This is a genomic window from Streptomyces sp. NPDC048623 (genome assembly GCF_040650755.1).
GTDB lineage: Bacteria > Actinomycetota > Actinomycetes > Streptomycetales > Streptomycetaceae > Streptomyces.
In genome coordinates, this window is record NZ_JBEZHV010000002.1 from 170,494 (window position 1) to 193,024 (window position 22,531).

The window sequence follows — 22,531 nt, forward strand, 5'->3', positions numbered from 1 at the left end:
CCCGAGTCGAGTCAGTGGTCGGTGCAGGTCGACGGTCAGGCGGCGCGCTGTTCGTCGGGGTAGGCGCAAGAGACGCAGGTGCCGAGCGAGGTCGGGATGACGTATCCGGCGTCGGTGCGGCACTGGGGGCAGGTGCGTCGGGCTTGCATGGCGGCGGCGAGCGCAGCGCGCTTGGCCGCGGTCATGGGCCGGACGGGCTTGGCGAGCTCGATGCGGTAGAGGTAGCCGACCAGCACGCCGGACTTCCGTCCGCGGCTGCGGCGCATGACCTGAGCGGCGACCGGCTGACCGCCGGGCCGGAGCCCTCGGGCCCGGAGCTGGCGGCGGGTGGCGTATCCGTCGGGGGCGTAGCGCCACGGGTAGGTCGGTATCCCGAACTTCGCTCCGGTCGGGTCGAAGCACTTCCCGAAGGTGGGGGACATCAAGCAGCCGCCACGATCGCGGGAGCGTCGGTGCGGGCGCCTCGGCGTCCGGAGCGGCGGCCGGCCACGGTGGCGAACAACCGTCCCAGCCCCGCCCGCCGGACCCCGGCCCGTGCCTGCTTGGCCGCGTACATGGCCTCATCGGCGCGGCCGAGGAGGGCGGAGAGGTCTTCGCCCGGGTGGTCGGCGGCGCGGACCCAGCCGAGGGAGACCGTGGTGGCCACGTGCGGGTTCGCGCTGTCGGCGGGGCGGGCCAGTACGCCGTGGAGGACAGCGAGGAGGTCCGCGACCGTGCCGTGGGCGTCGATGACGACGGCGGCGAACTCGTCGCCGCCGAGGCGCCCGGCGACACCGTGGCGGCCGACGTAGTGGGCGAGCCGGTCGGCGGTCGCCTTCAGCAGCGCATCGCCGGCGGCGTGGCCGTGGCGGTCGTTGATCTGCTTGAAGTGGTCTACGTCCGCGAGGATCACCACCGCCCGGTCGTCGCGCAGGAGCGCGGTGGCGCGGTGGGTGAAGCCCTCGCGGGTCCTCAGCCCGGTGAGCGGGTCTCGGCGGGCGGTGTGCAGCCGCTTGCGCAGCCACAGCACGTGGCCGGACCATCCGGCGGCGAGCGGCCCGGTCGCGGCTAGGACAGTTAAGAGCGTGTTCATGCGGCAACCTCCTTGGCCGTCTCGGCGAATTCGGTGGGCTCCTCGGTCTCCGTCTCGGTCTCGACCGGGTGCAGCGGCCGGCCGTTGCTGCGCTCGGCCAGCAACTCGTCCCGCAGGACACGGGAGTTCGCGGCCGAGCAGTGCAGCGCGGTCCGGATCGCCTCGGCGTTGATCGCACTGTCCGCCCAGTCGGCGGTCAGCTCTCGGGCCTCGTCCAGCAGCTCGCCCGCCGTGCGCGGAGCCTTCGCGCTCTTGCTCTTCGGGCGAGCGGGGCGGCGCTTGCGGGGCGCCTTCTCCTTCGGCTCCTCCGGCTCCGCCTCGGCTTCCTCCTCGGCAGGCTCGGGCACCTCGGGGGCAAGCTCGCCGAGCCGCAGCAAGACGCGCTCGCGGCGCGGGGTCTTCGACCGCCACCGGCGCCCGTAGGTCTCGCGCAGGTCGGCGCGGGCGAGCTGGCGCTCCTTCTCACGGGCGAGCGCGTCGGCGTAGGAGGTGATCTCCCACAGCGTCATCCGGCGCCACAGCGAGAACGTGGAGGGGAAGGCGAGCAGCCACCGGGACGCGCGGATCTTGTCCATCCGACGGCCGGTCGCAGCCCCGATCCGTACGGCGTAGATGTGGGCGCCGATCTCGGAGAACACCACCCACAGCAGCGGCATCGTGCCGTGCGCAACCTTCGCCCACACCCCTTGGCCAGCGGCCACGTTCAGGCCGCAGGTCACCAGGGTCAGGACCCAGGGAACGAACCTGACCCACGCGAGGGCCATGTCCATTCGGATCAAGAGCAGGTTGGCCACCGTGAACACCGGGATCGCCACGTCGATGCCGACCGGCAGCATCCACGGCTCACCGAACCCCCACCGCAGAGCGGCAGCGGACACTGCGTCGAAGGAGGAGATCAGCCCCAGGGCGCCGACGCCGGCCGCGGCGAGCGCGCCGACCCCGGCAAGACCGATCTCAGGGCGCGTGAGCGGGGGGACCCCGGGGCGGTCCGCCTCGGTCACGGCCGTCATGCCGCCGCCGCCTTGCGGGAACGCGTCCGGCGGAACGGCGGCCGGGCCAGCGGTACCACGTTGAACAGCTCCGGCGCGTACGCCTCGATCGCCTCGGCGGCGATGCGGCTCACGTCGTCCGGCAGGTTCGGGTTGTCCGCGAGGATGTCGCGGGCCGCGTCCATGCGGGCCGCGCGCTCCTCCTCGGTCTCGCCCTCCACGCCGAGCCACAGCTCAACCGGCGTGCCGAGGGCCAGTTCCACGAAGTCATCGGTGCTGACGGCCTGATGACCGCCGATGTACGTACGCATGACTGTTCACTCCTGGATGTGTCGAAGGGGCACTCGGGGCGGCCTCGGTCCGTGGTGAGAGGCAGCCGCCCCGGTGAAGTGGGGCCGTTCCTTCCGGCTCCCCTCAGCCCCGCCCGTACGACGGCCCGCGAGGGGCCCGGACGGGCGAGGGAGGCAACCGGCCGCAGCAACCGCTGCGCAGGTGAACTGACGTCCGCGAATCACCGGCCATCCCGGTGCGTCGAGCGGCGGATCAGGGGACGCGGCGGGCGTGGCCGGCGTGCCGGTCGAGCACGGGCGGCGCCCAGAGTCTTCGTCGATGCATGGAGCCCCCTCGGGTCGGTCGGATCGGATGAAGCACTGCAAGGGGGACCTATCTCCCCACCCTCCGGCCGTTGCTCGCGGTCGCCGGGCCACCTCGCCAGTACGGGCCGAAACCCTGTTCCACCTGGCCTTTAGCGGGATTGCAGCGTCCCCGCCCTGTGCCTAGACAGCACCTCTCTTCGGACCGAAGCCCGATGAGGTACATGTATTACCTGTTCCTCATCATGGAGAGACGGGTTGGGGTCGTCAAGTCCCTTGGATTTCGTGGAGTTCGCGAACCCGCCCCGCTCGATGCCTCAAGCTTGGCCTGATCAGGGCAGACGCTGGACTCCACACATGTACGGCTGCAGGACGACTTGGCTACGGTGAAGTCGTCCCAAGTCGTCCCGCGGGTGGGAGAGTGCGGCATGGCCAACGAACGACTGCGCGGCGCCATCATCGAGAGAGGCATGACGCTCGATCAGGTCGCCGAACGGCTCGGGGTGTCGGCGAAGACAGTGGAGCGCTGGATCAACGACCCGAAGCGCCAGCCGTACCGCCGATTCAAGTACGCGACGGCCTCGCTCCTCCAACGCGAGATGTCTTACTTATGGCCCGAGGAACGAACGTCCGCAGAGGTCACCGAGGCGGGCAATGCCGAGCTGGTCAAGCTCTACCCCCACCGCTCGGTCGTACCGAACCGGCTCTGGACGCAGCTCTACGCAGGCGCTCAACGGAACTTTGACGTCCTGGTCTACTCGGGCTTCTGGCTCACCGAGGACGCGGCATTCCATCAGGTCGTCAAAGAGAAGTCGACCGCCGGCGTCCGGGTCCGGTTCATGCTCGGCGACCCCACCTCAGCCGCGGTGGCAGTACGCGGAGCCGACGAAGGGATCGGCGGGGCCATGGCAGGCAAAATCCGAAATGCCCTGGTCAACTATGCGCCTCTCTTCGGGCTCCCTGGCGTGGAGTTCCGCCTCCACTCCACCACGCTCTACAACTCCCTCTATCGCGCAGACGACCAGATGCTCGCGAATGGGCACCTGTACGGCGTCGGCGCATACATGGCGCCGGTACTGCACATCCAGCGGGTGGCCGGCGGCGAGCTCTTCGACGCTTACGCCGAGAGCATCGAACGAGTCTGGGAGAGTGCCCGCCCCATCACGTCACCCACTGAACTGGGAGGCTCGGACGAATGAGCCGGATCGACTACTTCCGCGACCCCGCCGCCCCAAAGGCCAACTCGGTGGTGCCGTCCGTGACAGTCGTCGTACGCGACGACAAGGGGCGGCTCCTCCTCATCCACAAGACCGACAACGACCTGTGGGCTCTCCCTGGCGGGGGGCACGACATCGGTGAGCGAATTGGCGACACCGCGGTCCGGGAGGTCCGGGAAGAGACGGGGATCGAGGTGGAGGTGGACAACATCGTCGGCCTCTACACGGACCCGGACCACGTCCTGGCGTACGACGACGGAGAGGTCCGTCAGCAGTTCTCCATCTGCTTCCGAGCCCACCCGGTCGGCGGGTCCCTCCGCACGAGCAGCGAATCGAAGGAGGTCCGCTGGGTGAACCCAGCGGACCTCGATGACCTGGACATCCACCCGTCCATGAGGCTGCGCATCCGGTACGGCCTGGACGAGTCGCGGCGGGAGCCCTACATCGGCTGAGCGCCGGCCGCGGCAGCAGCCAAGCGGCGCTCAACCCGCTCATTGGCGGCGTAGATCTCGGGCGCCGCGCGCTGAATGAAGCGCCCCACGATGGTGTCCGGCCCGTATCGCTGCACGATCTCGTCCAGTCGGGCGATCGGGGTGGTGTGCCCGCCGTCTGGTGTCGTCGTCATGTCGGAGACGATCAGCGCGTCCACCAGCTCGGGCCGCTCAAGCTCGAACTCAGTCTCAAGCTCATGCCGGAGCCCTCGCTCCTCGGCCTCCAGGAGCGCACAGGAGTGATGCGCCACGAGCCGCACCACCCGTTCGTCGGCACTCTCTTGATGCCGAAGGAACCGGGCCCCGTCGAGCGGGTGGAAGCCGGTGGTCGCGATGGCCGGCGAGTACCCGACGTCGTGCAGAACGGCCGCTGCCTCCAGCAGCTCAGCGTCAGCGCCAAGGATCGGGCTCAGAGATCGAGCCCGCTTGGCAACGCCGAGGGAGTGCGCCCAACGACGCGGCAGCGGCTCGGACAACATCGATTCGGAGAGCGAGTACGCCCACTCAGTAAGCCCCATGGACGCCAAGGCTACGGCTGCGTCTTGGAAGGCGGGAGGGCGCGTACAGTCCGCCCCTTCCCATGAACAGTGTCCAGCACCCCAGTGCCCTCCATCTGAGCAATGGCCCGACGCACAGCCGTCCGGGATACGCCAAAGCGCACGCAGAGACTCGCCTCGGACGGGTAGGTGTCGCCGACAGAGAGCCCATCGTCTGCGATGAGGTCGATCATGCGCTCAGCGAGAGATCGACGATCGCCGCCCTTTGACACGCGCCAGCCGACCCCTGGTGCGGACTCGATCATGCCCTCGGCCTCCAGGATCTTCAGAGCGCGACGGATCGTGTTGCGCGAGACTCCATGCGACTCCACGAGGTTCGCCTCCGAAGGGAGTGCATCGGAGATCTGCCTCTCCTCGATCGCCTTCCGCAAGCCCTCTGAGATGACCAGGTAGGTTCCGCGCGGACTGGCCTCCGGCACGACGGCTCCTTTCAGTCGCTCATTCCTCGCAGCCAAGGGTGCCACGGGCGCACGCTTGAGGGCCGAAGCTGTTCTCCCATCCAGTTGCAAGCGCCGCTAACCTCCGGACGTGAGCCAATCAACAGTTCAGTTCCTTCTCGCCCTCCTCGGCATCACTGGCACGTTGGCCGCCGCCATTACCACTCAAGTCCTGCAACGGAGGGCCGAGCGGGACCGGCGAGAAGCTGACGACGCCCGCCGATGGCACGCAGACCGATTCCGAGCGTCCAAAGATCTTCTCTACAAGGTGATGGAGACGGAGCGCATCCTCTGGAGCGCGTGCGCCATGTTGCCAAACACCGAGGAGCGCGGGCGGCTGCGAAGCGCCGGCCACACCTCTCTGACGGTCGTGCAAGGCACCGATGTCCCCACCGATACGGGCGACATCCATATCTTCGATGCCGTCAGTCTTGAGATCGTCAAGGAGGCGTTGGAGCGCGCCTTTGCCCTGCTTGAGGAGGCAGAGCACTTGGTTGCCGAGATATCGATCCTCTCCGAGGAAGCTGTGCCAGCGGCCGCCAAGTCTCTGTTCGAAGCCGCCTGGGAGGCCACGGGCGCGGTGGAGACCACTGCGGGGACCACCGACGAGGCGTTCGATGCAGTGCTTGCGATGAAGGATCCGCTGGCGGCGTTCGAGCAGTGCGTGCGAGTGGAGCTGGGAGTAACGAAGGCAACGACGCCCAGACGGCCGCCACCCAGCCAACCATGAGGCGGCTCGGGCCAAGGGCGAGATTCCGGAAGGGCCATCGGGGTACTGCTCGTGACTCAGCCAGGTGATCCACTCCCCGCGACTGGCTGTCTCACGTGTCCGAGTGTCCTGTTGCGGCTCTCACCTGCGAGAACGTCCCGGACAGCTCAATGTGCCACTGTCCGGGCTGTCCGGTCAGACATCTCTGGACCTGCCAGCCGTCGGCGAACACTGCCACCCAACAGGCCCAAGCGTTGGATCCAGCTCTCGGCTGCCGCGCCCCACAAACGCGCCGGCGTCTCCCTCTAGGCTCTCCGGTGGCCAGCACGCGCTGCCGACTTCTATCACGACAACACAACAGGGCGTACAGATGTCCGGCGCCATTCACCCCTACACCTGTTGCGATCGTTGCGATTATTGCGGATACTCCGATGAGGAGGCAGCACCCACCACAACCACGAGTTCAATATCCATCACGCACCGTAACCATGACAGCAAATCCCGTCGCCGCGCCAACGACCACGGGGTCCCATGCCGTCACGCCAGCCCGCTGCCGTGCCAAAGGCAGCGGACTATCACTGGCGCCCACCCACTGCATCTAGGGGCGCACAAAATGACCAAGACCGACATCCGCCCGGTGAGACTCCCTGACGACAAGCAGAAGACTGCAAGCCACGCCCTCACGCGGGTCCGGGCGTACCTGGCGGAACACCAGAACGCATCCCAGATCAACGTCACAGTTCAGGATGAAGACGACCGCGAGCCCTTGGCCCTCCCTCGCGAGGCTGTAGAGCTCCTGGCTTCCCTCTTGGCACACCTTGGTGCTGGCCGGGCCGTCTCCATCGTTCCGTCGGACGCAGAGCTCACCACGCAGCAAGCCGCAGACATGCTCAACGTCTCCCGTCCGTTCCTCATCGGCCTCTTGGAGGCCGGAGAGATCCAGTACCGGACAGTTGGCTCGCACCGCAGAATCACCGCGTCGTCCCTGCTGGAGTACCAGCGGAAGGACGACCACCGTCGCCGGCAGGTAGCTACTGAGCTCACCCAGCTCGGCCAGGAGATGGGAATGATCTAGGCCATGGCATTCGTCGCCGTCTACGACGCCAATGTCCTCTATCCAAGCACCCTGCGTGACGTGCTCATTCGCGTGGCACAAGCCGGGATGGTACAGGCCAAGTGGACGGACCAGATCCTCGATGAGACCTTCCGCAACCTCAAAGCCAATCGGCCTGACTTGGATCCGAAGAGACTGGACCGGACACGGGAGTTGATGTCTGGCGCGATCCGGGACGTGCTGGTCAAGGGATACGAGCCACTGATCGAGATACTTGATCTGCCGGATCCTGACGACCGCCACGTCCTGGCGGCCGCCATCAAATCGAAGGCGCAAGTGATTGTCACTTCGAACCTGAAGGACTTCCCCGCCGACAAGTTGGCCACTTGGGATGTACAGGCCATCCACCCGGACGCCTTCATCGAAGCGCAGGTCGACCTGTCCCCCCGCAAGGTGTACGGAGTGCTCACGCAGATAGCAGAGGACTGGGATAGGCCCCCCAACGCTGTCGTTGCTGACGTGATCGACTCGTTGGAGCGGGAAGGTCTAGTTGCTTCCGCCGCAGCGCTTCGAGCCCTGACCTAATCACGAGAGAGCGCACCGAACCCGCCGCGGCTTTCCGTACGACACACATCCGACACACCCGAGACTGCGCAACCATCCGCTCTGGACTCCACCCCAGGTCAGAGGCGGTGCGACGTTCAATCGGCACAATCACTCCGGAGCCGTGTGCGCAGGTTCGAATCCTGCCGGGGGCACTTCGCAGGAAGTGCCAAAAGACCCCGTGATCAGCGGAAACGCTGGACGCGGGGTCTTGTTGTATGTGCAGGGCTCACTCGTCTGCCGGGGGCGCTTCACAGAAGGTGCCGAAAGACCCTGCCGTCGGTGGAAACGCTGAGGATGGGGTCTGTCGTGCAGGAAGGGACTTGGCGCGCCCGTCCACGAGACGTACGGGTCGTCGGGGGCACGGGTGCGGGCGCCGAACGATGCTGGATGCGCGTCGCCGGCCGTGCGGGGCGCGCTGTTCGGGGTGGGGGTGCGCCGGCAGGGGGCATGGCGGATGGCGTCGCCCTTGCTGTTGTGGTTCCGCGCAAAGGACGACACCGACGACCCGGGCGAGCGGTTCCGGGTGGTACGGGGCGACGAGGTGGCGCGGAGCGGGGAGGAAAGGCTTGAGCCGCCGCGGGCGACCGACGTGGAACCGATCCGGCCTTCCTGGGACATGGCGCGCAAGCGCGGCCGAGGAGCGCGATCCCGGCTTCGTCCTCGATCCGGAACAGGAGGCGGGGCCGATGGCGTAGGCGTTGCGGCTCGGGCTGCGGGGGTTCTCGTACACCGGGAAGTGCTGTCCGGCCGAGGTGCGTGCGGATTCCGGGCGGACGGTGGAGACGCATCCGGAGATCGTGGTGCTGCCCACCACCTTCGGGGTCGTCGAGAAGACCGGGGCGACCTGGGATCCGCAGGGCTCGCTCCTGGTGAGCCCGCACGACGCCCGGGCATTCCTCTACAACGCGCTGCGTGAACTCTGGCCGATGATCTACGAGTTCGACGAGGAGCGGCGCGAGCGGTACGCGCGCGCGGCAGAGGAGTTCCGGGCTCTCGGCCGCGCGAACGAACTCACCGTGGACGGGCGCCTGTTCCGGGTCTGCCGGACAGAGCGGCTGGTCCGCGTCGGCCCGGACGGCCCCGAGGGGCCGCGCCCAGATGAAGCTGCATCCGACCATGGACGAGCATGGCGTGATCCATCACCAGGAGTGGAGGTCACGCTCAGGATCAGGTCAGGCGGATCTCCTGGTGCGCGTGGGCCACGCGCAGCAGGGCCTCCGTGATGGTCGCGGACTCCTCGTCGGTCAGGTGGCGGGAGAAGTGCTCCCAGATGCCGGCCATGTAGGCGGGTGCCGTGGCGTGGATGGCGGCGCGGCCGGCGTCGGTGATGGTGGCCCAGGTGACGCGCTTGTCCGTGGGGTCCGGGCGCTTGGTGACCAGGCCCGACCGGGCCATCTCGTCGACCAGGCGGCTGACGCGGGTCCGGCTGAGGACCACGCGCTCGGCGACCTCCTGCATGCGCAGGCCCTGGTCGCCGCCGCCCCGTAGCTCCAGGAGTACGTCGTACCAGGTCAGCGGGATGGTGCCGTGGCGCGCCACGTCGCTCTCGATGGCGCGCACGGCGGCGCTGTGGGCGAGGAGCAGCGCTCGCCAGGCCTCGACTCGGTGCTCTCGGTGCTCACCTTCGTTCACGAGGACGAGTGTAACGGGACTTGCGTGCGTGCGCACGCATTGATTAATGTGCGTGCGGACACACTTACTGACATTACGTGCTGGAGGTATGGACATGGTCCAGAAGATCACCCGCGACGAGCTGCAGAAGAAGATCGACGAGGGCCTGGTGACGGTCGTCGAGGCGCTGCCGCTGTCCTACTACGCCGACAAGCACCTCCCCGGCGCCCTCAACCTGCCGCTCGACCAGGTGGACGAGCTGTCCCCGACCCTGCTCCCGGACAAGGACGCGGCGATCGTCACCTACTGCGCCGACGGCCCCTGCCCCAACTCGGGCATCGCCGCGGAGCGTCTGGTGGAGCTCGGCTACACCGACGTGCGCGAGTACTACGAGGGCAAGGCCGACTGGGTCGAGGCCGGCCTGCCGACCGAGTCCGGCGCCTGAGGCTCCGGCCCCTTCGTCAGGAGCGGGGTGTTCCGGGAACGGGCTTCCGGAACACCTCGCCCATGGCGAAAGGATCAACCCATCCCGGCTTGCGCGCGGCGCACTTCAACGGCGCGCTTCAGTCGAAGGCCGGAAGCACCAAGGAAGGCGTACACACCGACCAGCCGTCCCGGCGCGCCGACTCCTCGAAGAGCTGGATCTTGCGGGCCAGCCCCTCTGGCTGTCCGATGTCCGACGATTCCGGAGCCGCTTCCCACTCGGCCGCACCCCGCACGAGCGGCCACCCGGCAAGGGCGAGGTGCAGCGCGAACGTCGTACCGGCGTAGAAGAGCGTGCTGTCATGGCGGCCGCCCTGCCGCGCCCTCCGGCGGTATGCCTCTGCCTGCCGAAGCCGAAGCACATCCCCCTTTCGCCCGGCGATCAGAAGCGGTTCCCTCACTCCCCCTTCCTCGACCGAGAAGGCGAAGCCCTGTCGTACACGGGTGACCTCGTACGGCGGCAGATGCCTCACCCGGGACAGACCGAGATCGTGTTTCCAGCTCGTCACCCACATCTCACGCCTCAGATACCAGCGGACAGTCGGCTGCCACGCCCAATGGGTATGCAATTGGGCACCGTTCAGCCCGGAGGCCACCGCTGCGTCGTACACGGACTCCAAGGCCTGTCGCGCCACTCCGGCGCCGCGGGCCGCGGGCCGGACGGCCAGCGAAGAGACGCCGAGGCAGCTCCAACCGCGCTGCCAAGTGTCGACAGTGATCGTGCCGATGACCGCATGGTCGGCGTCGAGCAGCCAGTACCGGCGCCGCCCGTCGTCGTCCGGTCCACTCCCCGCGCGGACACCGACTGACAACGCGCGGGGACACATAGCCCGGCTAGAACTGGCAGCCCAGCTGCTTCTGGGCGAAGGCGAGGTACTTCTTCGTCAGGTCGGCGAGCAGGCGCCGCGCCTTCGGCACGTCCTCGGGGATGTCACCGGAGAGGTGGAGCTGGATCTTGTCGCTGGAGTCCGGCCGCTTGCAGACGAAATACGTCACGGTCCCGGAGTCCCAGATCAGCCCCCGCTCCCCCACGGCGAGGCGGGTTCCTCCGGCTCGCTCCTCAGTGCTCCATTCAATCGGGTACCCCCGATTCGCCGAGGCCATGAAGTGGTTGTTGCCATCGACGTAGACGACGCAGGTCACCGCGTCTCTGCTCCCGTACAGATTGAACAGATACCCCTCGTCGGAGCGGGCCTTCTCCCCGTCAGGAAGGAAGGGTTCCACCTCCGAACCCGCGAACGCGTCCCAGCACACCCGTGCCGGCACTTTCGGCCGCTGCGGTTCCGGAGAGGAAGAACAGCCGCTGAGCAGGGATGCCGTTCCGAGGACCGCCAGGCATGCGGCGGCCAGCCGTGCAGATCCGCTGTTCATGGCGTTCCCTTCTCGGTGGCCACCAGATCGCGCCCGGCGGAATGCGCGGTCCCGGTCGCCACAGAGGCGACACCCGCCAAGTCCTGGATGTCGGTGGCGCTCATGTCCGTACCGCGCGCCCCCGCCGCCACAGCCTTCGCGGCAGCCTCCTTCGCCGCCTTCTCGGCATCGGCGTAACCCTCGGACGACTCCCTGCGCGCCTCAAGCGTCGTGTCATTTTTCCCGGTCTCCAGGGTCGACTCCGTGATGTCCTCCTGCAGCCATTCGACGACGTCACCGGCACCGGGAATCAGCTCCACGTACTTGGCGCCGGCCGCGCTGATGGTGCGGTTCACCCACTTCGCCTCCTCGGCGGCGGCCTTGTTGAACTCGTCGTCCTCGTGGCGATGGTTCTCGTGCACCGCCTGGGCCCGGGCCTCCGACATGATGCCCGCGATCTCGCCGCCCGGGTGCACCGCGTTGGTGATGGCCGCGTCCAGCTCATGATGGTCGGCACGGTGGACGAGGACGTCGTGGACCAGGGCCGTCGTGTACGCCTGCTGGGCGTTGGTGATCGCGCCGTACGCGCTCGGGTCCTGGGCGACCGCGCCGAGGAAGCGGGACATGTGGGACTTGTCGAAATCGGCGAGCGCGCCGAACGGCTTGATCATGTGGGCCCCGTTCTCGGCCGAAGCCTGGATGTCCGGCATGTATTCGGCCGCCATCTGGCCGAAGTTGCCGGACAGTTCCGCCAGCGGTGGCGGTGGGGCGTCGTCGGGGGCATCAGGCTTCGCGACGACCAATTCCGGGTTCTCGCCGATCTTGGCCACCACGCGTTCCATGACGTCGGCCATCCCCTTGGTGTGCTTCACCGGAGCCGCGTCATCGTCACCCGGGCTGCGCTGGGTGACCGCGGCCTCCAGCGCGTCGCCCACCGCGGCCTGGGCCGGTCCGGGCTCCCCGAGGCCCGGGCCGTCGTACCAGTCACCGTGCTTCTTGTCGAGCATGTAGTCGACCATGCCCTGCGCCTTGCCGTGCTGCCCGCCGACAGCCTTGTCGGCCGTGGTGACGATGCCGTCCCCGTTGCTGTCCTCCCGTACGGGCTCGTTGAAGAAGGCCGTGGCGGCTTCCGGGTTGTTGCCCAGCGCCTCCATCAGGCCCGTGAGCGGGTAGAAGCCCTTTCCGCCCTCCTCGCCGAGGTTGAGCCGCTGGTCGAGGTTGTGCGGCAGGCCCCATTCCCAGGCCTTGGGGTCCTTGCGGTCCATCGCGATCATGTCGCGGCCGACGCTGGTCAGGAACTCCTTGTCGTACGTCCCCTCGCGCAGCAGCGCGCCGAGCGCCTGGTACCCGTACACACGCGAGTTGACCCCGGAGATGCCCGTGATGTCCATCTCCTTGCGTCCCGCACGCATCAGCTCGGCGGTCCACGCCGCGTCGAGATGTCCGGGCGTGCTCTTCTGCGTGGCCAGGCCGAGGATGTTGCCCATGTCCCCCTGGATGCCGGCGACGAGCGCGACCCGGTCCTGGCCGACCGGTGCCAGCCCGGTCGAGTCGAGCGAGAGCTTCGCGTACGACTGCAGCGTGCCCTCCGCGCCCAGCCCCCGGTAGAACGCGACTGCGAACTCCTTGTCGTTCCGGTTGTCGTCGAGCAGGTCCTCCAGCTCGTGCAGAGCCGCGACATTGCGCGCCGTGCCGCCCTCTCCGGTGGTCTGCTTCAGCAGGGCGGCGGCCCGGGCGGCCTGTTCCTGGTCGAGGCTCCGGTACGTCGGGGCACGGAAGTCGTGGTCGTCGGTGTTGTTGGCCCGCAAGGCCCTGGCGAGGGAGTCGTCGGCGTCCGCCGCGTCCTCCACGAGCCGGTCGATGCGCTGCTGCAGCGCCTTCATCCGGGCTTCCTCGCGCCGGACCGCACCCTCGTACTCGGGGTCGTTGTGATACTCCCGGTAGTGGTTCGCCAAGGGGTCGACCACGCTGACCTTGCCGTTGCCGTCGACGTGCATCCCGGCCGCGGGGGCTTCCTCCTCGACGACCGCCTTCAGCGCGTCGCGCGCGACTTTGATGGCGGAGTGTCCGTCGGAGAGGATCTGGTGCATGCCCTTCGCCGCCGCTGCGGCGTCCGCGAACTCCTTCGCGGTCTTGGTGATGAAGGGTTTGGTGACATCGGCGTTGACGCCGCGCCAGTCGGCCTTGTCCGACTTCGCCGTCATGCCCGTGCGGGCGTCCTCGGCCAGCTTGTCCAGCTTGCCCGTCATCTCCGACCAGGCGTCCACGGCGGCCTGGAGCTTGTCCAGAGGCGCGTGGTAGACGTCGTCGAATCGCGGTCCCGTCATGGTTCGGCTCCGCCCTACGTGAAGTACTGATCGATCTTGGACACGGACAGGTCGGTGATGATGTCCGCGTCGTCCTTGTCGTGGGCCGCGGCCGAGTAGTCCAGATGGTTGGAGATGTGCGCGACGGCGTCGAGGAGCGTGTGCAGCTGCTCGTTCCACCGGTCGTGCACCTGGAGCAGTGCGGCACCACTGCCGAAGTTCCCGTTCGTGAGCGCGAGCGCCGCCTCGAACGTCTGCGGCCGCGCGTGGTCCCCGTCCTTCGAGAGCCGCTGGCGCAGTTCGTACGCGTCTCCGCCGATGGCTCCGAGGTCGTCGCGCGACACGCTCAGATCGGCGTTGGCGGCACCGCCCGCGCCACCGGCGGCGGGTGCCGCCTGATTGAGACGCATTCGGGTGTTCTCGGCTGCGGCCGTCTTCGCGACTGCCCATTCCTCTGCAAACGTCACGTCGAGCCCCTCCCCCTGGCGGTCCCCCCGATGCGTACCGCCGACCGGGCGATCCTAGCCGCCGGCCCATCCGTCCAAGACGCGGCCGCCGGGTGACCACCGGGCGACCGATGCATTTGCGCCATGAACGTTTGCGGTGTCGTACGGCATCACCGTCGACCCGGTCGTTCGCGGATCTGGGCCTCCGGCACCGGTCGGCCTTTCACGCCGACGAAAAAGCCCCCGCCGGACGGATCCGGTGGGGGCTTTCCGGTGCTGGGGCCCGAGAGGCGGGGCCAGCCGGGGTTACGAGCGGGCCAGGGTCTCTTCCGGGCGGTCGGCGGAGCTGGTCGGCTTCGCCGAGCGGTCCGCGTCGAGGCCCTTCGGGGAGCGGGTCGGCGCGGGGTAGGCGAGGTGGGCGAGGCGGGACTGCTCTTGGCGCAGGTGCATGAACGACTCGAGGATGTACCCCACCAGAAGCACGAGCACCGCGATGGTCATGATCGCCGCGGCGAGGATGGCCGTGGGGAAGCGCGGCACCGTGCCGGTGTTGATGTAGTCGACGATCACGGGGGTGCCGAGACCGAGGGAGATCAGCGCGATCAGGCCGGCGAGCACGCTGTGGAAGAGCGAGGGACGCTGGCGGCGGGCCAGGCCGAGGATCATCTTGAGGATGCGCCAGCCGTCCCGGTAGGTGCGCAGCTTGCTCTCGCTGCCGGCCGGGCGGTCCTTGAAGTCGACGGGGATCTCCGCCGTGGGGAGCCGCAGGTTCAGCGCGTGGACCGTCATCTCGGTCTCGGTCTCGAACTCGTGCGACAGCGCCGGGAAGGACTTGATGTAGCGGCGCGAGAACACGCGGTAACCGCTCAGCATGTCGGTGACGTCGTTGCCGAAGAGCTTGCGGACGGCGCCCGTCAGCATCTTGTTGCCGACCGCGTGGCCCGGGCGGTAGGCGCCCTCGACGGTCTCGCGGCGGGCGCCGACGACGTGGTCGTACGGGCCCTCGAAGAGCAGGTCGACCAGGTCACGGGCGCGCGAGGCGTCGTAGGTGTCGTCGCCGTCGATGATGAGCAGCGCGTCCGCGTCGACGTCGGCGAACGCGCGGCGGATGACGTTGCCCTTGCCCTTGCGGCGCTCGTGCCGGACGATCGCCCCGGCCTCCAGCGCGACCTCGACCGTGCGGTCGGTCGAGGCGTTGTCGTACACGTAAATCTCGGCCTCGGGAAGCGCCGCACGCAGATCACTGACCACCTTGCCGATGGCCGCCTCCTCGTTGTAGCAGGGGACGACGCAGGCGATCGTGGGTCTCATGTCTTGATCCTTAGGCTTGTCGTAGCTCCAGCTCCAGCTCCACGCCGCGAGCGGTCACCTGAGACGACGAGGCAGTGACGGGGTGGTCATGTGTGGAGTCACGCGAGAATACCCTGCGGTTAGGCTCTCTTTCATGTCGGATCATCTGTCCCTGCGTCTCCGCCTGAGCGACCTCGTTCGTGGTCTCTGGCGCGAGGTGGCCAAGTTCGGAGTCGTCGGGGCGGTCGCCTTCGTCGTGGACGCCGGTGGCTACAACCTTCTCGTCTTCGGCCTTCCCGGCCTCGGCGGCGGACCCATGGCGTCCTTCCCGGTCATGGCGTCGGTCGTCGCCACGGCCGCGGCGATGGTGGTCGGCTGGTACGGCAACCGGCACTGGACGTACCGCGCCCAGCGCACCGAGACGACACCTCGCGAGGTCGTCGTGTTCATCCTGGTGAACATCGCGGGAATCCTGATCACCGCCGCACCCGTCTACCTCTCGCGCGAGCTGCTCGGGCTCGACTCGGCCCTCACCGACAACATCACGCGCCTCGCCGGGTGGGCGGCGGCCACGCTGGTCCGTTTCGTGGTGTATCGACGCTATGTGTTCCAGGCGGCCTGAGGTCGCCTGAGGCCGTCCCGAGGCCCTCCGAGACCGTCCGAGGGCCTTCCGAGGGCCGTCCGCAGGCCGTCCGCGGGACCGTCCGCGAGGCCGTCCGCGAGGCCGTCGGAGGGTCCTGACAGCCGGGCACGAACGTGCAGGTTCGGTGCCTGCGAGGTGTCGACCCCGTGCTGTTAGGCTCCCTCCCCATGACATCTGAAGGACCCACGCGACCGATCTTGCGGATGAGGTCATATCTGTCGGATCGACCGCTGTGGCCGTGGGCCCTCGCCGCCATCGCCGCGTTCTGCGGCTGGGGCACCGCCCTCGTGTTCTCCCCCGGCTTCCTGAGCCTGGACAGCGTCAATCAGCTCCAGCAGGCGCTGGGCAAGCAGACCCTCACCGACTGGCACCCGCCTGTCATGGCCCTGCTGTGGCGCGCGCTCATCGAGCTGACCGGCCGCCCCGGCGCTCTGGCCGCCCTCCAGTCCGCCGTCCTGTGGTCGGCGCTGTGGGTCATCGCCTGGCGGGTCTGGGCGCGCACCGGCCGGAAGGGCGCCTCGCTCGCGATCCTCGCGATCGGCGTGGCCCCCTACATCGTCAACTTCACGGGTGTGGTGTGGAAGGACGTCGAGATGGCGTTCACCCTCCTCGCCGCCTGCGCCGTCGCCTTCGTCGCCCGGGACCTGCCGGCCGACCGCACCCGTACGCGCTGGGTGCTCCTGGCCGTCGGAGTGCTCTTCATCACCTACGCGATCCTGGTCCGCAAGAACGCCGTGCTGGCCGGCGTCCCGGTGTTCTATCTGCTCGTACGCGCCCTGTGGCCGACGCCCGGGCGCCGGAAGTGGCTGATCTCGGCCGGCGCCCTGATCGCCGCCGCCGCGGTGGCGAGCGGCGTCGTCTCCGCCGTCGCCAAGCCGGTCGAGACCCGCCAGCTCTCGCAGGTCCTGCTGGACGACCTGGTCCACGTCCTGAGCGTGGACGAGGTGCGGAAGGCGGCCGGCGAGGCCGCGACGACGCCGGACTTCCAGCAGGCCATGGTCACCACGGCCCAGCGGTGCAAGCCCGAGGCCAATCTGTCCGACGCGTACTGGCGCTGCTACCCGCGCGACCTCTCGGCCGGCCTGGCCGACCTGGCCCGCCACGCGGACGAGCTGAACTCGATGTGGATCAGCGAGATGCCCAGCCATCTGCCGCAGTACGCCGAGTACCGCCTGCAGGTCTTCTCGAAGGTCATGTTCCAGGGCCGGTACCAGTTCCAGAACGGCAGCCTGGACCACATCCCCGGCATCGGCGAGCCGGACGAGCGCCGCACCGCGATGCTGCGCTACTACGTGGTGGGCATGGCCAAGGACCTGCCGATCCTCTTCGCGGGCTGGTTCTGGCTGGCCGTCGGCGTCACGCTGTCGATCCGGCCGGGCCGCGGGCGGTACGCGATGCCCGTGCGGGTGCTGGGGATCAGCGCGGCGCTGTACATGGCGGGCTATCTGCCGACGGTGCCCGCCGGTGACTTCCGGTACTTCTACTGGCCCGCGCTCGCCGGCACGCTCGGTCTCGTGCTGCTCTGGGCGGGGCGGACGAAGGCGGCCCACGCCGACGGGGAGAAGGCCCCCGAGGCGGAGGAGCAGACCGGGCTCGTGCTGTCCGGGGCGGACTCCCGGTCGTAAACGGTCGTAGACGGTCGCAGACCTGCGCCAGGAAACGTATGAGGGGCCGTACGGCATCACTGCCGTACGGCCCCTCGTACGTCAATCCCTTACCGCTAGTTGACGTTGATCGCCTTCCAGGCCGACGCGACCGCGTTGTACTGGGTGCTGCCGGCACCGTACAGGTCCGTGGCCGCCGAGAGGGTGGCGGCGCGGGCGCCCGCGTAGTCGGTGGAGGAGGTCATGTACGTGGTCAGCGCCTTGTACCAGATCTTGTACGCCGCCTGGCGCCCGATGCCCGTGACGGTGGAGCCGTCGTAGGTCGGGGAGTTGTAGCTGACGCCGTTGATGGTCTTGGCGCCGCTGCCCTCGGACAGCAGGTAGAAGAAGTGGTTGGCCGGGCCCGAGGAGTAGTGCACGTCGAGGCGGCCGACGGTGGAGGACCAGTAGTCGGCGGAGTTGCCGTCCTTGCTGGGCTTGTCCATGTAGCGCAGCGGGGTGCCGTTGCCGCGGATGTCGATCTTCTCGCCGATGAGGTAGTCACCGGCGTCCGTGGTGTTGTTCGCGTACCACTCGACCGAGGTGCCGAAGATGTCGGAGGTGGCCTCGTTGAGGCCGCCGGACTCGCGGCGGTAGTTGAGACCGGCCGTGGAGGCGGTCAGGCCGTGGGACATCTCGTGGCCGGCCACGTCGAGCGAGGTCAGCGGCTTGAGGTTGTTCGTGCCGTCGCCGTACGTCATGCAGAAGCAGGAGTCGGACCAGAAGGCGTTGACGTACGCGTTGCCGTAGTGGACGCGGCTGTAGGCGGCCTGGCCGTCGCCGCGGATGCCGTTGCGGCCCAGCTCGTTCTTGTAGAAGTCCCAGGTGACGGCCGCGCCGTAGTGCGCGTCGGCGGCCGCGGTCTCCGGGTTGGTCGGCGAGCCGTTGCCCCAGGTGTCGGTGCTGTTGGTGAACAGCGTGCCGGTGCCGTTGGTGCCGCCGTTGAGGTTGTACGTCTTGTGGCCGCCGCGCGTGGCGTCGGTCAGGGTGTAGCCGGCGGAGGTGCCCAGGGTGACCTGACCGCTGTACTCGGTGTTGCCGATGCCCGTCTCGATGGCCTCGTAGGAGTAGAGCTCCTTGCCGGAGGTCGCGTCGGTGATGACGTGACGCTCGCTCGGGGTGCCGTCGTGCTGGGTGCCGCGGACCACGGTCTCCCACGCGAGGGCGGGCTTGCCGTCGGCCGCCCAGATCACCTTGCGGGCGTCGGCGGAAGCGGCCACGGCGACGGCGGCCTTCGTGCTGGCCACGGCTATCCGGGCGTTGGTCGCCTTGGTGGTGGAACGGGCGCCGTCCTTCTTCTGGTGCACGACCAGGTCGCCGCCGAGCACGGGCAGGCCCTGGTAGGTCCGCTCGTAGCGGGTGTGGACCGTACCGTCCGCGTCCTTGATGACGTCGCGGGCGACCAGCTTCTCCTGGTCGGACAGGCCGATCGCCTTGGCGGTGGCGGCAGCGCCGCCCTGGGCGTCCTGGATGGCGGCGGCGCGCTGCGAGGCGCTGAGGACGAGAGCGGTCGCGCCGGCCTCGCGCTGGGCATCGGCGCTGGCGGTTCCGGTCTGGACTCCGACGACGACCATGGCGGCGGACGCGATGAGGGCGGCGGCTCGTGCGGTGGTACGAGAGGTACGGCGCGAGGACTGCTGGCGGGTCACGCGGGCTCCTTCGCTGATGAAGCGTGGGGGTTGGTACGTGGGGGGTGGTGCGGTGATGCGGGTGTGAGCGTGCCAGCGAGCAGCCTTGATTGACAGGTATGCAACAAGGATTTGACCATTCATTGTCCGAAGGGCGGCCAACTCCGTCCGTTATGCGGGGCGCTGACCGTACCGAGGGTCAACGAGGGTGGACATAGGGGTGATAGAGGGGTGATTGAGGGGTGCCGAAAGGGCGTCGGAAGGGCGTCGGAAGGGCGACGGAGGGGTGACGGAGGGGTTGCTTCCGCCGACTTTCCGCCCCAATTTCCCGCGCCGACTTCTTACGCCGACTTTCCGCCCCGACTTCTTACGCCGGCTTCCCGCGTCGATCCGTTACGCGTACGAGCCCGCCGCCCGCTCGTGCGGCACCCTCAGCGGCGGGTGAGCAGTCCGTCGGCCCCCGACAGGGAGTGCAGCGACGGGGGTTCGGCGTCCGGGCCGGCCGGCGTCCGGAGCGCGAGGGCGGCGTCGTGGGACGGGCCGCAGGGCAGGTCGTACAGGCTCCAGCCGGGCGGGGCGGGCGCGAGCCCGCGCAGGTCGTCCAGGTCCGCCGCCCGGCCGAGGCCCGTGCCGAGGCCCTTCAGATACGCCTCCTTACGCGCCCAGATGCGCCCGAAGGCCGCCGCGCCGCCGGGCGTTGTCCCGTCCGCCGCCTCGATCTCGGCGCGCTCGGCGGGGTGCAGGACGGTCATCAGGTCCCGTACGGCCGCGGGCTCGGGGCGGCGTTCGACGTCCGCGCCGACCGGGACCGGCGCGGTGGCGATCAGCACCCGGCCGTGCGTGTGCGAGAGGGAGAAGTGCAGCGGCGGCCCGGCGCGGTCGGCGAGGGCCGGGCGGCCGTGCGGCTCGCCGCAGCACGGACACGGCTCACGCGTGAACTCCAGGTCGGCCGGCCGCTCGCCGAGCAGACCGGCGAGCACGGTGCGCAGCGCGACGTGCGCGGCGATGTAGAGGACGCGGTCGGCGGGCCGTACGAACGCCGCCGCCCGCTCGCGCTCGCGCGCGTCAAGCACGCCCGGGTCGAGCAACGCCGGGGCGAGCGGCGGCGCGTCGGCGGTCTCGTCCAGTTCCAGCAGCCAGGCATCGGCGCGCATCGGCGGGTGTCCTCGTCCCTTCGGTCCGGACCGATCCGGTCCGGCCCCGACCGTACACGCACGCCTCTGTCGAACTCCTCTACGAGCGCCGGGTTCAGGCCGTGCGCTTGCGCGGCGTCGCCTTCTTCGCCGATGTCCCCTTCTTCGCCGTTGCCGTCTTCTTCGTTGCCGTCTTCTTCGCCGTCGACTTGGCCGCCGTCTTCTTCGCCGGCTGCTTCTTCGCCGTCGTCGACTTCCGGGCCGGCTCCGCCGCCGCCCGCTTCGCGGCCGTCTTCGCCGTCGACTTCTTCGCGCCCGTCTCCTTCGGCGTCGCCGCCGCCGCCCGCTTCCGCGGCCGCAGCTCCGTCACCGCCGCCGACGCCGACGCCGACGCCCCAGCCTTCTCACCCGCCTCGCCCCGGGCCTCCTTCGCCGCCCGTACGCTGTTCTCCAGGGCCGCCATCAGGTCGATCACCTGGCCACCCCCGCCCTCCTCGGGCTCCGGCGGTGCGACGCCCTCCCCGCCCTCCGCCTTCGCGGCGATCATCTCCTCGACCGCCTCGCGGTAGTCGTCGTGCAGGGTCGTGATGTCGACCTCGCCGAGGGTGGCCATCAGGGCATCCGCCAGGTCGAGTTCGGCCTCCCGCACCGTCACCGGGGTCTCCGGCGCCACGCCCTCCGGGGCGCGGATCTCGTCGGGCCAGAGCAGCCCGTGCATGGCGATCACGTCCTCCACGACCCGCAGCATGCCGAGCCGTTCACGCCCGCGCAGGGCGTACTTCGCGACCGCCACCCGGTCGCTGCGCTTCAGCGCCTCGCGCAGCAGGGTGTACGGCTTGGCGGCCGGCACGCCGTTGGCGGAGAGGTAGTACGCGGCGTCCATCTGGAGCGGGTCGATCTCGCCGGCCGGCACGAAGGCCACGATCTCGATCGTCTTCGCCGTCGGCAGCGGCAGCGCGGCCAGGTCCTCGTCGGTGATCGGGATCATGGTGCCGTCGGCGTCCTCGTACGCCTTGCCGATCTCCGCCTGGGTGACCTCGGCGCCGTCCAGCTCGCACACCTTCTTGTAGCGGATGCGGCCGCCGTCCTCGGTGTGCACCTGGCGGAAGGAGACCGAGCGGCTCTCGGTGGCGTTGACCAGCTTGATCGGGATGCTGACCAGGCCGAAGGATATGGCCCCGTTCCAGATGGATCGCACGCTCGACCCCTTCACACTGGTTCCGCTTCCTGGTACTACGTCCCGGTATCCGTGGGATTCTCATCGTATGACGCCCATCACAGAGGTGGAGGGGCGCCGGCTGGCCCTCAGCAATCTGGGCAAGGTCCTCCACCCCGCCACCAGCACCACCAAGGGCGAGCTGCTGCACTACTACGCCACCGTCGGGCCCGCGATCCTGCCCCATCTGCGCGATCGGCCGGTCTCCTTCCTGCGCTACCCGGACGGCCCGGACGGGCAGCTCTTCTTCACCAAGAACCCGCCGCCCGGCACGCCCGCCTGGGTGAAGACGACCCCGGTGCCGCGCTCCGACGCGCCGCGTGCGCGGCAGGTGATGATCCAGGACCTGCCGTCGCTGATGTGGGCGGCGAACCTGGTCGTCGAGTTCCACACGCCGCAGTGGCGGGCCGGCTCCCCCGCCGTCGCCGACCGGCTCGTCCTCGACCTCGACCCGGGGCCGCCCGCGACCGTGGTCGAGTGCTGCCGGGTCGCCCTCCACCTGCGGGAACGGCTCGCGGCCGACGGACTCACGGCGTACGCGAAGACCTCCGGCGCCAAAGGACTTCACCTCCTCGTCCCCGTCACGCCGACACCGTCCGAGACGGTCTCCGCATACGCGCGCCGGCTCGCCGTCGAGGCCGAGGCGGAGCTGCCGCGGCTGGTCGTGCACCGGATGGCGAAGGCCCTGCGGCCCGGGAAGGTCTTCGTCGACCACAGCCAGAACGCCGCCGCCAAGACCACCGCGACCCCCTACACCCTGCGGGCCCGCCCGCTGCCGTCCGTCTCCGCCCCGGTGACCTGGGACGAGGTCGCCGAGACCGCCGAGAGCGGGGCGCCGGAGCGGCTGGTCCTGCTGATGGACGCGATCGGGCCGCGATTGGAGAGGTACGGGGAGCTGCTCGCCCCGCTGTTCGACACCGCCGTCGCCGGGCCCGTGCCGTGAGCGCCGGCGCGGGGCGGGGTACGGGGCGGGGTCCTGCTCCGGCCCGGGGTACCGGTCGTGGGCCGGCTCACCACCCGCACCCGGACCTCGGTCCGGACCAAGACCCTGCTCGCG

At 69.2% G+C, this 22,531-nt stretch carries 25 protein-coding genes and 1 pseudogene; 11 read left to right on the forward strand and 15 right to left on the reverse strand.

Annotation, left to right across the window (positions count from 1 at the left end; translation table 11 throughout):
- Window positions 1-35: 35 nt before the first annotated feature.
- The 4 genes from AB0C73_RS03835 to AB0C73_RS03850 are packed head-to-tail and all read right to left on the reverse strand — an operon-like array spanning window position 36 to window position 2,372.
- Window positions 36-422, reverse strand: coding sequence for an RRQRL motif-containing zinc-binding protein (locus tag AB0C73_RS03835; protein WP_362524185.1), 387 nt, complete (start codon window positions 420-422; stop codon window positions 36-38).
- Entirely contained in the window at window positions 422-1,072 is a 651-nt protein-coding gene (locus AB0C73_RS03840) for a GGDEF domain-containing protein (protein ID WP_362524187.1), read from the reverse strand. Before AB0C73_RS03840 ends, AB0C73_RS03835 begins: the two co-directional genes overlap by 1 nt.
- A complete protein-coding gene (locus AB0C73_RS03845) occupies window positions 1,069-2,082 on the reverse strand; it encodes a DUF2637 domain-containing protein (protein WP_362524189.1) in 1,014 nt (337 codons plus the stop codon). The genes AB0C73_RS03840 and AB0C73_RS03845 overlap by 4 nt, the downstream gene beginning before the upstream one ends.
- Entirely contained in the window at window positions 2,079-2,372 is a 294-nt protein-coding gene (locus tag AB0C73_RS03850; protein WP_362524191.1) for a hypothetical protein, read from the reverse strand. The genes AB0C73_RS03845 and AB0C73_RS03850 overlap by 4 nt, the downstream gene beginning before the upstream one ends.
- A 710-nt stretch (window positions 2,373-3,082) precedes the next feature.
- On the opposite strand from AB0C73_RS03850, the gene AB0C73_RS03855 reads away from it, so the two are divergent.
- Window positions 3,083-3,853: a helix-turn-helix transcriptional regulator gene (locus tag AB0C73_RS03855; protein ID WP_362524193.1), complete on the forward strand. Its 771-nt coding sequence runs from the start codon at window positions 3,083-3,085 to the stop codon at window positions 3,851-3,853.
- Window positions 3,850-4,323 (forward strand): NUDIX domain-containing protein, encoded by a 474-nt coding sequence (locus AB0C73_RS03860; RefSeq protein WP_362524195.1) that lies wholly within the window; start codon window positions 3,850-3,852, stop codon window positions 4,321-4,323. Before AB0C73_RS03855 ends, AB0C73_RS03860 begins: the two co-directional genes overlap by 4 nt.
- Here AB0C73_RS03860 and AB0C73_RS03865 read toward each other — a convergent pair.
- Both AB0C73_RS03865 and AB0C73_RS03870 read right to left on the reverse strand, forming a co-directional pair.
- Window positions 4,311-4,880 carry an HD domain-containing protein gene (locus AB0C73_RS03865; protein ID WP_362524198.1) on the reverse strand — a complete coding sequence of 190 codons (570 nt, stop codon included), beginning with the start codon at window positions 4,878-4,880 and terminating at the stop codon, window positions 4,311-4,313. The genes AB0C73_RS03860 and AB0C73_RS03865 overlap by 13 nt on opposite strands.
- 11 nt (window positions 4,881-4,891) lie before the next feature.
- On the reverse strand, window positions 4,892-5,338 hold the full coding sequence (locus tag AB0C73_RS03870; protein WP_362524200.1) for a winged helix-turn-helix domain-containing protein: 447 nt from the start codon (window positions 5,336-5,338) through the stop codon (window positions 4,892-4,894).
- A gap of 109 nt (window positions 5,339-5,447) precedes the next feature.
- On the opposite strand from AB0C73_RS03870, the gene AB0C73_RS03875 reads away from it, so the two are divergent.
- The 5 genes and pseudogenes from AB0C73_RS03875 (at window position 5,448) to AB0C73_RS03895 (ending at window position 8,948) form a co-directional block, all read left to right on the forward strand.
- A complete protein-coding gene (locus tag AB0C73_RS03875) occupies window positions 5,448-6,086 on the forward strand; it encodes a hypothetical protein (protein WP_362524202.1) in 639 nt (212 codons plus the stop codon).
- A 592-nt stretch (window positions 6,087-6,678) separates the two neighbouring features.
- A complete protein-coding gene (locus AB0C73_RS03880; protein WP_362524204.1) occupies window positions 6,679-7,140 on the forward strand; it encodes a helix-turn-helix domain-containing protein in 462 nt (153 codons plus the stop codon).
- Between the two features lie 3 nt (window positions 7,141-7,143).
- On the forward strand, window positions 7,144-7,704 hold the full coding sequence (locus AB0C73_RS03885; protein ID WP_362524206.1) for a PIN domain-containing protein: 561 nt from the start codon (window positions 7,144-7,146) through the stop codon (window positions 7,702-7,704).
- 475 nt (window positions 7,705-8,179) lie between these two features.
- Window positions 8,180-8,356, forward strand: a pseudogene (locus AB0C73_RS03890) (DUF5954 family protein); the annotation flags it as partial.
- Between the two features lie 67 nt (window positions 8,357-8,423).
- Window positions 8,424-8,948, forward strand: coding sequence for a DUF5954 family protein (locus AB0C73_RS03895; protein ID WP_362524208.1), 525 nt, complete (start codon window positions 8,424-8,426; stop codon window positions 8,946-8,948).
- Here AB0C73_RS03895 and AB0C73_RS03900 read toward each other — a convergent pair.
- Window positions 8,893-9,357: a MarR family transcriptional regulator gene (locus AB0C73_RS03900; RefSeq protein WP_362524211.1), complete on the reverse strand. Its 465-nt coding sequence runs from the start codon at window positions 9,355-9,357 to the stop codon at window positions 8,893-8,895. The genes AB0C73_RS03895 and AB0C73_RS03900 overlap by 56 nt on opposite strands.
- Window positions 9,358-9,451: 94 nt before the next feature.
- Between AB0C73_RS03900 and AB0C73_RS03905 the strand changes: the two genes are divergently transcribed.
- Window positions 9,452-9,781, forward strand: a complete 330-nt coding sequence (locus AB0C73_RS03905; protein WP_362524213.1) for a rhodanese-like domain-containing protein — start codon at window positions 9,452-9,454, stop codon at window positions 9,779-9,781.
- A gap of 118 nt (window positions 9,782-9,899) precedes the next feature.
- Here AB0C73_RS03905 and AB0C73_RS03910 read toward each other — a convergent pair whose 3' ends face one another.
- The 5 genes from AB0C73_RS03910 to AB0C73_RS03930 form a co-directional block, all read right to left on the reverse strand.
- Complete coding sequence (locus AB0C73_RS03910) at window positions 9,900-10,631, reverse strand: GNAT family N-acetyltransferase (RefSeq protein ID WP_362524215.1); 732 nt, start codon at window positions 10,629-10,631, stop codon at window positions 9,900-9,902.
- A 22-nt stretch (window positions 10,632-10,653) separates the two neighbouring features.
- Entirely contained in the window at window positions 10,654-11,043 is a 390-nt protein-coding gene (locus tag AB0C73_RS03915) for a hypothetical protein (protein WP_362524218.1), read from the reverse strand.
- 143 nt (window positions 11,044-11,186) lie between these two features.
- Window positions 11,187-13,496 (reverse strand): hypothetical protein, encoded by a 2,310-nt coding sequence (locus tag AB0C73_RS03920; RefSeq protein ID WP_362524221.1) that lies wholly within the window; start codon window positions 13,494-13,496, stop codon window positions 11,187-11,189.
- Window positions 13,497-13,510: 14 nt separating this feature from the next.
- Window positions 13,511-13,885, reverse strand: a complete 375-nt coding sequence (locus AB0C73_RS03925; RefSeq protein WP_362524223.1) for a hypothetical protein — start codon at window positions 13,883-13,885, stop codon at window positions 13,511-13,513.
- A gap of 342 nt (window positions 13,886-14,227) precedes the next feature.
- Window positions 14,228-15,232, reverse strand: coding sequence for a glycosyltransferase (locus tag AB0C73_RS03930; protein WP_362524226.1), 1,005 nt, complete (start codon window positions 15,230-15,232; stop codon window positions 14,228-14,230).
- Window positions 15,233-15,365: 133 nt separating this feature from the next.
- On the opposite strand from AB0C73_RS03930, the gene AB0C73_RS03935 reads away from it, so the two are divergent.
- Window positions 15,366-15,833 (forward strand): GtrA family protein, encoded by a 468-nt coding sequence (locus AB0C73_RS03935; RefSeq protein WP_362524228.1) that lies wholly within the window; start codon window positions 15,366-15,368, stop codon window positions 15,831-15,833.
- Between the two features lie 224 nt (window positions 15,834-16,057).
- Entirely contained in the window at window positions 16,058-17,479 is a 1,422-nt protein-coding gene (locus tag AB0C73_RS03940) for a hypothetical protein (RefSeq protein ID WP_362524231.1), read from the forward strand.
- 95 nt (window positions 17,480-17,574) lie between these two features.
- Here the strand turns inward: AB0C73_RS03940 and AB0C73_RS03945 are convergent, their stop codons facing one another.
- The 3 genes from AB0C73_RS03945 to AB0C73_RS03955 all read right to left on the reverse strand — a co-directional run bounded on the left by AB0C73_RS03945 (window position 17,575) and on the right by AB0C73_RS03955 (window position 21,456).
- Window positions 17,575-19,071, reverse strand: coding sequence for a M4 family metallopeptidase (locus tag AB0C73_RS03945; RefSeq protein ID WP_362524706.1), 1,497 nt, complete (start codon window positions 19,069-19,071; stop codon window positions 17,575-17,577).
- Between the two features lie 485 nt (window positions 19,072-19,556).
- On the reverse strand, window positions 19,557-20,279 hold the full coding sequence (locus AB0C73_RS03950) for a 4'-phosphopantetheinyl transferase superfamily protein (RefSeq protein WP_362524234.1): 723 nt from the start codon (window positions 20,277-20,279) through the stop codon (window positions 19,557-19,559).
- A 94-nt stretch (window positions 20,280-20,373) separates the two neighbouring features.
- On the reverse strand, window positions 20,374-21,456 hold the full coding sequence (locus AB0C73_RS03955; protein WP_362524236.1) for a Ku protein: 1,083 nt from the start codon (window positions 21,454-21,456) through the stop codon (window positions 20,374-20,376).
- A gap of 67 nt (window positions 21,457-21,523) precedes the next feature.
- Between AB0C73_RS03955 and ligD the strand changes: the two genes are divergently transcribed.
- On the forward strand, window positions 21,524-22,417 hold the full coding sequence (gene ligD / locus AB0C73_RS03960) for a non-homologous end-joining DNA ligase (protein WP_362524237.1): 894 nt from the start codon (window positions 21,524-21,526) through the stop codon (window positions 22,415-22,417).
- The last annotated feature ends 114 nt before the right edge of the window (window positions 22,418-22,531 follow it).

What these genes read in the sequence shown, in the direction of transcription:
- AB0C73_RS03835 (WP_362524185.1), bottom strand. Translation starts at nt 422, where the DNA reads ATGTCCCCCACCTTCGGGAAGTGCTTCGACCCGACCGGAGCGAAGTTC.
- AB0C73_RS03840 (WP_362524187.1), bottom strand. Translation starts at nt 1,072, where the DNA reads ATGAACACGCTCTTAACTGTCCTAGCCGCGACCGGGCCGCTCGCCGCC.
- AB0C73_RS03845 (WP_362524189.1), bottom strand. Translation starts at nt 2,082, where the DNA reads ATGACGGCCGTGACCGAGGCGGACCGCCCCGGGGTCCCCCCGCTCACG.
- AB0C73_RS03850 (WP_362524191.1), bottom strand. Translation starts at nt 2,372, where the DNA reads ATGCGTACGTACATCGGCGGTCATCAGGCCGTCAGCACCGATGACTTC.
- AB0C73_RS03855 (WP_362524193.1), top strand. Translation starts at nt 3,083, where the DNA reads ATGGCCAACGAACGACTGCGCGGCGCCATCATCGAGAGAGGCATGACG.
- AB0C73_RS03860 (WP_362524195.1), top strand. Translation starts at nt 3,850, where the DNA reads ATGAGCCGGATCGACTACTTCCGCGACCCCGCCGCCCCAAAGGCCAAC.
- AB0C73_RS03865 (WP_362524198.1), bottom strand. Translation starts at nt 4,880, where the DNA reads ATGGGGCTTACTGAGTGGGCGTACTCGCTCTCCGAATCGATGTTGTCC.
- AB0C73_RS03880 (WP_362524204.1), top strand. Translation starts at nt 6,679, where the DNA reads ATGACCAAGACCGACATCCGCCCGGTGAGACTCCCTGACGACAAGCAG.
- AB0C73_RS03885 (WP_362524206.1), top strand. Translation starts at nt 7,144, where the DNA reads ATGGCATTCGTCGCCGTCTACGACGCCAATGTCCTCTATCCAAGCACC.
- AB0C73_RS03905 (WP_362524213.1), top strand. Translation starts at nt 9,452, where the DNA reads ATGGTCCAGAAGATCACCCGCGACGAGCTGCAGAAGAAGATCGACGAG.
- AB0C73_RS03920 (WP_362524221.1), bottom strand. Translation starts at nt 13,496, where the DNA reads ATGACGGGACCGCGATTCGACGACGTCTACCACGCGCCTCTGGACAAG.
- AB0C73_RS03925 (WP_362524223.1), bottom strand. Translation starts at nt 13,885, where the DNA reads ATGCGTCTCAATCAGGCGGCACCCGCCGCCGGTGGCGCGGGCGGTGCC.
- AB0C73_RS03930 (WP_362524226.1), bottom strand. Translation starts at nt 15,232, where the DNA reads ATGAGACCCACGATCGCCTGCGTCGTCCCCTGCTACAACGAGGAGGCG.
- AB0C73_RS03935 (WP_362524228.1), top strand. Translation starts at nt 15,366, where the DNA reads ATGTCGGATCATCTGTCCCTGCGTCTCCGCCTGAGCGACCTCGTTCGT.
- AB0C73_RS03940 (WP_362524231.1), top strand. Translation starts at nt 16,058, where the DNA reads ATGAGGTCATATCTGTCGGATCGACCGCTGTGGCCGTGGGCCCTCGCC.
- AB0C73_RS03945 (WP_362524706.1), bottom strand. Translation starts at nt 19,071, where the DNA reads ATGGTCGTCGTCGGAGTCCAGACCGGAACCGCCAGCGCCGATGCCCAG.
- AB0C73_RS03950 (WP_362524234.1), bottom strand. Translation starts at nt 20,279, where the DNA reads ATGCGCGCCGATGCCTGGCTGCTGGAACTGGACGAGACCGCCGACGCG.
- ligD (WP_362524237.1), top strand. Translation starts at nt 21,524, where the DNA reads ATGACGCCCATCACAGAGGTGGAGGGGCGCCGGCTGGCCCTCAGCAAT.